This is a genomic window from Vibrio sp. 1641 (assembly GCF_033339995.1).
In the GTDB taxonomy this organism is placed as follows: Bacteria; Pseudomonadota; Gammaproteobacteria; order Enterobacterales; family Vibrionaceae; genus Vibrio; species Vibrio alginolyticus.
Genome location: NZ_JAWOVP010000030.1, coordinates 1 through 8,277, shown reverse-complemented (window position 1 = coordinate 8,277; position 8,277 = coordinate 1). Strand labels below are relative to the sequence as shown.

Sequence of the window (8,277 nt, the reverse complement as noted above, 5' to 3'; positions counted from 1 at the left end):
CTGTAATTATGACGACGCCGAGTCCCGACCAGACTGCATAAGCAACACCGACAGGGATGGATTTCAGAACCAGAGAACATGTCATTGTACTGGAAGGCGCATTACAACTGCGGCTGGGGGATGAGTGGCACACCGTTTCTGCCGGGGAATCCCTGCGCTTCCATGCGGATATCCCGCACGCTTACGCCAATCCCGGTAAGGCCATTGTGACACTGCATAATCTGATCCATTATCCGCGCCCGGCGGACAAATAAAAAAGCAGGGTATAATAAATATACCCCGCTTTGACTTAACGGATCGTCTTACTTTATTTGTAAAATAAAACCAAAATAAATATGTGTTCAGCTTAACTTATTATATATCATCCTTATACCAACCGGGATGATATGTTTATACTGAACAGAAAAGCATGCCATTCAGAATACTATCTTCTGTTATATATGGCGGTTTATTTATTGTTTAATTACACACACTCAGGCATATCACTATGCTATCGTGATGTTTTCACTGGTGTTGTTACTACTGCCTTTACGGCATTTTGGTGTTGTTCAAAATGACTGTCGCAGCAGTCTTTCTGGTGTCTTAAATACTATTATTATAACTGCATCTGGTGTTGTTAATATTATTGTTACTGCTTACTTTATTATTATTGCTGTCAGTCTTTGCTGTTTCTTTTTTATTAAGGGTATTACCAAACTGCGGGGGCATTATCGTACAGTGATCCTGAACCATTCTGAAACGAAATTACAGATTACGGTTAAAATATAAAAAAAAGCCACCATTCCTGCCGGATACGGTGGCTTAAATACAGAATTAATTAATTTATTTCAGTATGTTATCACACATCAGCTGAAGTGTATTAATAAACCGTGCTGCATGAAAGCCATCACAGACTGCATGATGAACCTGTACAGAAACAGGTAATAATACGCGGTCACCTTCCTGCTGAAACTTTGCCATCGTAAAAACCGGGGCAAAATAATCATCATTTCCGGTGATGTTCAGGTTAAATCCGTCAAAACTCACCCACGGTAATGATGATATATTCAGGTGATTCTCCGGTAAATTTCCCTGCGGAAACAATCTGGTATCATGCTGATATTCTGCCGTTACCGCATTATAACCTGCCATAAACTCACTGAGATCCGGAAAATAACGGCAGGACAGTGCAGAGAATGTTTCGGTTTCTTTATGAAAGACAGTAAAGACCGGGTCTGACTGGTCCCAGTAAATAAGTTCATTGTCTTTCAGTGCCATCCGGAACTCCGGAAACTGATTAACAGCCCGGGAGATCAGGTAAATCATCAGCGGATAAAACTTATAACCTGTCTCCGCCAGTGCGGTACGCAAAGCGGTAATATCGAGTTTGGTGGTCAGGCTGAATCCGCATTTATTCTGCTGACGATAAAGGGCAAAGTGTTCCCTGCGATTCCAGGTATTCAGGTCAATCCGGGTAAAATTCATGGTTATTCCTTCTGATTAATAGTGAAAAATATTAATAATCAGAAGGCAGTCTGGTTGTCTCAATGGGTAACATTCCGTCCTCCGTAAGCTGTTTGGTATTCAGTAATAATACCCTATACGGGCTTAATCTGTATTAAGCCCGGCTTTATTTATTCCGGCCAATCATCCGCAAACACATAGCGGATCAGTTCTGCGGATTCACGGGGCGGTGCTCTCAGCACATCCGCCATTAAATCAATCTCCATCTGACAGGTTTGCAGCTTGTCTTCCGCCGGTACATACGGATCATCCGTCAGGAAACTATCGCCGTATTTATCCATCGACCCCTGTATTTGTGCCGAAAATAAAGTCACGGTACTCTCCGGAGGCCTTTTTCATATCCGGCGGGCCTGACACTTCCGGATGCAGCACACGAAAACAGAAGTCACCGGAACACGCCATTCTGAGAAAACTGTCACTAATCTGTTTTATTCCGCAAACAGAAAACCACCGGATAACCGGGGTATAGGAAGTATAAAGGGTATAGGAAGTATAAACCACCTTTTTGCTCCTCATCCGAAGTATCTTACCTGAAATTCCCTCACTCGTTTACCGCTCAAGCCCCAATTTTAACTGCCGGTCCAGCCTAAACCGCTCTAATAAGGTTCGATTTGGCGGTAAAATCTCTAGCCTGATAGCTCGAGAGATACAAACTGCCCCACCGCCCCGTTTAAAAGTTGGCAGTGTTGAGCAGTGTTGGATTTGGGGTCGTCAGTCAAAGAGACGACTCTGTGATGGATCGAACAGGCTGGGAGTCAGTGGCGGCGCTCGTTCTGGTGGCAGCTCACGCTGCTTGGCGGCATTCGCCTTGGCTGTTTTCTGTTTCAGATGCTTGAGAATCTGCTCAATGACCTTCGGATCTTCGATGCTGGCAATCACTTTGACGTGACCGCCGCAGTGTTCGCAGACTTCAATATCAATATTGAAGACTCGCTTGAGGCGTTGCATCCAGGTCATGGCGCGGTGGCGCTCTGCAGGACTCTTGTCACGCCAGTTAGTATCGAGACCTTCCGATTTGTCGGGCTTCTTGCCCCGCTTGGCGGGTGTTACTTGAACTCGGTGTTTGCTGTTCGGTGCAAAGACGCCGTGGAAGCGTGTGAGGTTGACTCGCGGCTTAGGTACCAACGCAGCGAGTTTGGCGATGAAGTCCAGCGGCTCGAAGATCACATGGGTGGTGCCATTGCGGTACGGAGTTTTGAGCTCGTAACGCACCTGCCCATTGGCGGTTAATGCCAGACGTTTTTCTGAAACCGCTGGCCGACTAATGTAGCGACACAAGCGCTCAAGCTTATCCCGCTGATGCGCTTCGGCCATCACACCGGCGTGTAGCGAGAAACCAGCATGGTTGGCTACTCGACTGCTTGAGTCGGCTTTATCCTCACGCCCTGGCAAGGTTTGCAGGGTGAAGACTTTGCGCCCTTGCTGGGGGCCGACGGCAATGCGATACGTAACCGAAGCACCATGTAATTGAGTCAGCGTATCGTCTTCGCCCTCTTCCAGTGTCAACCACGTATTCTCGGCATCACGCTCCAAAATCCCACGCTTTTCCATGCAGCGAGCGATGCGATGGCTGAGGGTGTGAGCGAGCGTATTCAGCTCATCGTAAGTGGGTGCCTTGACACGATGGAAGCGTTGCTTGCCATAGTCATCTTCGGCATAGACACCATCGAGAAACAGCATGTGGTAGTGGACAGCGACCACGGCGGTCTTGCTGGTCGGCATTGGTCTGGTGATCAACGTGATTACCACCACCGGCATTGGCAATACCTTTTCGCTGATGATTAACGGCTGGTCGCAGGGCGATCTGCTGATCATGCTGGTGCTGATTGCTTTGGCATCCTTGGTGCTGGGCATGGGGCTACCGGTGACCGCTGCGTACATCGTCTTAGGTACACTGTCCGCGCCCGCGTTGTATCAACTGATCGCGGAAAATCAACTGCTCGATCTGATGGTCAACGGACAGATGCCAGAGCAAGCCAAGGCGATATTTATGTTGGCCGCGCCAGACAAATTTGCCCTGCTTAGCGCACCGATGTCGCTGCAAACGGCGACGGAGATGTTGGCTCTGGTTCCGGTTGATTTCAAAGAGACCTTACTTGAACAAAGTTTAGGTATGGAAGCGGTTGGCTTGGCGCTGTTGGCGGCGCATCTGATTATCTTCTGGCTCTCTCAAGACAGCAACGTCACCCCGCCTGTCTGTTTGACCGCTTTTGCGGCGGCCACCATCGCCAAAACGCCGCCCATGCGCACCGGATTAACCGCGTGGAAAATTGCCAAAGGCTTGTATTTAGTACCGCTGTTGATTGCGTACACAGGGTTGGTGAGCTGGGATGTGACCACGGTGCTGACGACGGGATTTTTTGCCATTTTTGGCACTTACGCTTTGATCGGCGCGATTGAAGGCTATTTGGAAAGCAAGATTAACATTCTGATCCGCATCGTATTATTAGCCGTTGGCGCACTGATGGTGTGGCACGATGTGCCGTTGTGGGGACGTGTGCTCTCGCTCGCGATTTTTATCGGGATTTTTATTTACAGTAGCCGGGCATATAAAGCGCAGCCGCCTGTGGCGACCGCGTAGAGGGAGGAGAGCAAAACGTGTATGACTACATCATCGTTGGCGGAGGCATTGTGGGTGTCTCCACCGCGTGGCAATTACAGCGCCAGTTTGCCGATAAATCGGTGCTGCTGTTAGAAAAAGAAGCGCAGTTTGCCAAACATCAGACTGGCCACAATAGCGGGGTGATCCACGCGGGCGTTTACTACGCGCCGGGCAGCTTGAAGGCAGATTTTTGCAAACGTGGCGTAGAAGCGACCAAGGCGTTTTGCGCTAAGCATCAGATCCCGGTGGAAAATTGCGGCAAGCTGTTGGTGGCGACAAGCGGAGCAGAAATGGAACGGATGGAGGCGCTTTATCAGCGCTGTCATACCAACGGCATTGAGGTTGAACGGCTTGATGCTGCGCAACTGAAACTGGCGGAACCCAATATCGTTGGCCTCGGCGCGATTTATGTGCCGTCGACCAGTATTGTCGATTACAAGCAGGTGACGGAAAAAATGGCGCAGGAGTTTATCGAATGGGGTGGTGAAGTACGTTTGCAAAGCGAAGTGGTGGCAATTGAAGAGCACGCAGAAGAAGTGCAGATTACGTGCGTTTCTGACGGACAAAGCGTGCAGATTAACGGGCGATTTCTGATCTCGTGTGGCGGGCTCATGGCGGATCGGCTCACTAAAATGATGGGCATTGCCACTGATTTCCAGATCATTCCTTATCGCGGCGAATATTACCGCTTGCCTGCTCACCACAATCAGGTGGTGAAGCATTTGATCTACCCAATCCCCGATCCAGACTTGCCGTTTCTTGGTGTCCATCTGACCCGAATGATTGATGGCAGTGTGACGGTTGGCCCAAACGCCGTGCAAGGCTGGAAGCGGGAAGGGTATCAAAAGTTCAATTTCAGTTGGCGCGATAGCGCGCAGATGTTGGCGTTTCCCGGTTTTTGGAAAGTAACCACCAAACATTTGCGCACCGGAGTGAAAGAGTTTATCAACTCGTGGTGGAAGCCGGGCTATCTGCAATTGGTCAACAAATATTGCCCTCACATCACCTTGGCGGATCTGCAACCTTATCCCGCCGGTATTCGCGCCCAAGCGGTGCTCTCGGACGGCAGCTTAGTGCATGATTTCTTGTTTGCGGAGAGCCCACGCAGCCTGCATGTGTGTAACGCTCCGTCCCCCGCCGCCACCTCGGCCATTCCGATTGGTGAATACATCGGTAAAAAAGTGATCGAGAAACAGAAGGGTTATTGAGCTATTTTGCTTGAAATCAACGCTGATGAGCTAATCCGGCAAAACGATTAAGCCAAATTGCTCTAGCAATTGAGCCTGCTGCCATTGACAAATCTTAACGCCTTGGAGAGAGACGCGGCGAACATCCAGCCCATCGAGTTCGACGTGGGTTAAATCGCTCTCTTCTAGCGTGAATGTGCCCCATTGATCGGCAGAAAACTCGCCACGGGAGAGATCGGAGCCGCGAAAACTTGCGCCATACAGGTTGGCACCGCGCCAACGGTTTTCAAACAGGTCGCACTTCTCCAATATCGCGCGCTCAAAATTAGTGTAATTGAGATTGCATCCCGTGATAAACGCCGAGCAGAAATAGAAGCGCTGACTGACTCGGTTGCTAAAGTTGGCTTGGCTAAAATTGGCGCCCTTCAAATCGCATTCACGAAACTCAATGCCAAAACAGTCTGCGCCGACAAACTGGCTCATCGCCAACATACAATGTTTGAAACTGGCTTCCTTGAGTTTGCTGTAGCGAAAACTGCATCCTTCAAGACCCGATGCCTCAATGAAACGGCAGTGGATAAACTGGCATTCACTGAGATTGGCGCGATCAAAATGGCACTCGATAAAGTGGCAATGTTCAAAGATCACATGCTGTAGATCTTGAGCAGAAAAGTCGTGTTGGTGGAATTGTTGGTTTTTGTACTGCATCGTCACTCCTTAGTTGACGTGCAGGCTATCATGTTAAGCTGGGTATGGGTATAGGAAGTATAAACCACCTTTTTGCTCCTCATCCGAAGTATCTTACCTGAAATTCCCTCACTCGTTTACCGCTCAAGCCCCAATTTTAACTGCCGGTCCAGCCTAAACCGCTCTAATAAGGTTCGATTTGGCGGTAAAATCTCTAGCCTGATAGCTCGAGAGATACAAACTGCCCCACCGCCCCGTTTAAAAGTTGGCAGTGTTGAGCAGTGTTGGATTTGGGGTCGTCAGTCAAAGAGACGACTCTGTGATGGATCGAACAGGCTGGGAGTCAGTGGCGGCGCTCGTTCTGGTGGCAGCTCACGCTGCTTGGCGGCATTCGCCTTGGCTGTTTTCTGTTTCAGATGCTTGAGAATCTGCTCAATGACCTTCGGATCTTCGATGCTGGCAATCACTTTGACGTGACCGCCGCAGTGTTCGCAGACTTCAATATCAATATTGAAGACTCGCTTGAGGCGTTGCATCCAGGTCATGGCGCGGTGGCGCTCTGCAGGACTCTTGTCACGCCAGTTAGTATCGAGACCTTCCGATTTGTCGGGCTTCTTGCCCCGCTTGGCGGGTGTTACTTGAACTCGGTGTTTGCTGTTCGGTGCAAAGACGCCGTGGAAGCGTGTGAGGTTGACTCGCGGCTTAGGTACCAACGCAGCGAGTTTGGCGATGAAGTCCAGCGGCTCGAAGATCACATGGGTGGTGCCATTGCGGTACGGAGTTTTGAGCTCGTAACGCACCTGCCCATTGGCGGTTAATGCCAGACGTTTTTCTGAAACCGCTGGCCGACTAATGTAGCGACACAAGCGCTCAAGCTTATCCCGCTGATGCGCTTCGGCCATCACACCGGCGTGTAGCGAGAAACCAGCATGGTTGGCTACTCGACTGCTTGAGTCGGCTTTATCCTCACGCCCTGGCAAGGTTTGCAGGGTGAAGACTTTGCGCCCTTGCTGGGGGCCGACGGCAATGCGATACGTAACCGAAGCACCATGTAATTGAGTCAGCGTATCGTCTTCGCCCTCTTCCAGTGTCAACCACGTATTCTCGGCATCACGCTCCAAAATCCCACGCTTTTCCATGCAGCGAGCGATGCGATGGCTGAGGGTGTGAGCGAGCGTATTCAGCTCATCGTAAGTGGGTGCCTTGACACGATGGAAGCGTTGCTTGCCATAGTCATCTTCGGCATAGACACCATCGAGAAACAGCATGTGGTAGTGGACATTGAGATTTAGCGCGGAGCCAAAGCGTTGGATAAGAGTCACTGAGCCAGTTTGTGCAGAGGCTTTGGTGTAACCGGCTTTTTTGATCAGATGAGTTGAGAGTGTACGATAGACGATACTCAAGACCTGGCCCATCAGCTGGGGATGGCGAGCCAGCAAAAAGCGTAGCTGGAAAGGAAAGCTGAGCACCCACTGGCGAATGGGCTCCTTGGGGAAGACTTCGTCTATCAGCAGCGCCGCACTCTCGGCCATCCGGCGGGCACCGCAGCTAGGGCAAAAGCCGCGTCGTTTACAGCTGAAGGCGACCAGACGCTCGTGATGACAATCCTCGCAGCGAACCCGCATGAAACCATACTCCAGACGGCCACATTGGAGGAGGTCGTTGAATTCTTGTTGGATGTAGCGAGGCAGGTGTTGACCTTGGGCTTCGAGTGAGGCTTTGAAGGCTGGGTAGTGCTGCTCAACCAGCTGGTAGAGCAGCGTCTGGTCGGGTTGGTGGCGTTCGTAACCGTTTGTTTGAGTGGGCGATTGACTCGCCGTGGCGTTCCTTGCCAGCGACATGGGTATCCTCCGCTGATACTGTGGTTATGTACAGTATCAGCGGCTTGCGTTCAGACGTCCAGTCTGGCCCTAGACATCGCTAAATGCTTAACCCGCAATAGCCCTCACGAGTTGTTATCAGCCACTACCGGTTGAGCGAGAAGGTTTTGGGTTCAGGGTGCTATTGCTCCACCAATCACAATACTGAAGCCCCAACTGTTATCAGTTGGGGCTTTTTCTTGTCTGTTTGCGGCGGTTGCGTTTTATCGGTAGTCGTCGAGCTCTGCACCATCCCACATAAGAGCTTAACGGTGCGATCTTCAACGCCATCACACAAAACTTTCTTTTTCACGCACAGTCAACTTATTGGATGTTTTATTAACAACCCAAAAGGAGATATTTAGCGGGCGGCCGGAAGGTGAATGCTAGGCATGATCTAACCCTCGGTCTCTGGCGTCGCGACTGCGAAATTTCGCGA

Annotated in this window: 6 protein-coding genes and 3 pseudogenes; 3 read left to right on the top strand and 6 right to left on the bottom strand. The window is 50.4% G+C overall.

Annotated features, from left to right (window positions below; all coding sequences use genetic code 11):
• A pseudogene (locus R7Z47_RS23760) lies at positions 1-76 on the bottom strand (SMR family transporter); the annotation flags it as partial.
• Between R7Z47_RS23760 and R7Z47_RS23755 the strand changes: the two are divergent.
• Positions 57-254: a cupin domain-containing protein gene (locus R7Z47_RS23755; RefSeq protein WP_000347577.1), complete on the top strand. Its 198-nt coding sequence runs from the start codon at positions 57-59 to the stop codon at positions 252-254. The pseudogene R7Z47_RS23760 and the gene R7Z47_RS23755 sit on opposite strands and share 20 nt — an antisense overlap.
• A gap of 568 nt (positions 255-822) precedes the next feature.
• Here R7Z47_RS23755 and catA read toward each other — a convergent pair.
• From catA to R7Z47_RS23740, 3 genes and pseudogenes are all read right to left on the bottom strand, one after another.
• Positions 823-1,464 (bottom strand): type A chloramphenicol O-acetyltransferase, encoded by a 642-nt coding sequence (gene catA, locus R7Z47_RS23750; protein WP_001011941.1) that lies wholly within the window; start codon positions 1,462-1,464, stop codon positions 823-825.
• A gap of 149 nt (positions 1,465-1,613) precedes the next feature.
• Positions 1,614-1,817, bottom strand: coding sequence for a hypothetical protein (locus R7Z47_RS23745; protein WP_197465993.1), 204 nt, complete (start codon positions 1,815-1,817; stop codon positions 1,614-1,616).
• Positions 1,818-2,214: 397 nt separating this feature from the next.
• Positions 2,215-3,195, bottom strand: a pseudogene (locus tag R7Z47_RS23740) (IS91-like element ISCR1 family transposase); the annotation flags it as partial.
• A 1-nt stretch (position 3,196) separates the two neighbouring features.
• Between R7Z47_RS23740 and R7Z47_RS23735 the strand changes: the two are divergent.
• Positions 3,197-4,084 (top strand): annotated as a pseudogene (locus tag R7Z47_RS23735) (TRAP transporter large permease subunit); the annotation flags it as partial.
• A gap of 17 nt (positions 4,085-4,101) precedes the next feature.
• Positions 4,102-5,313, top strand: coding sequence for an L-2-hydroxyglutarate oxidase (lhgO, locus tag R7Z47_RS23730; RefSeq protein WP_318130654.1), 1,212 nt, complete (start codon positions 4,102-4,104; stop codon positions 5,311-5,313).
• Positions 5,314-5,343: 30 nt separating this feature from the next.
• Here the strand turns inward: lhgO and R7Z47_RS23725 are convergent, their stop codons facing one another.
• A complete protein-coding gene (locus R7Z47_RS23725; RefSeq protein WP_318130653.1) occupies positions 5,344-6,000 on the bottom strand; it encodes a Qnr family pentapeptide repeat protein in 657 nt (218 codons plus the stop codon).
• Positions 6,001-6,278: 278 nt separating this feature from the next.
• Positions 6,279-7,820, bottom strand: coding sequence for an IS91-like element ISCR1 family transposase (locus R7Z47_RS23720; protein WP_000050481.1), 1,542 nt, complete (start codon positions 7,818-7,820; stop codon positions 6,279-6,281).
• Positions 7,821-8,277: the final 457 nt, after the last annotated feature.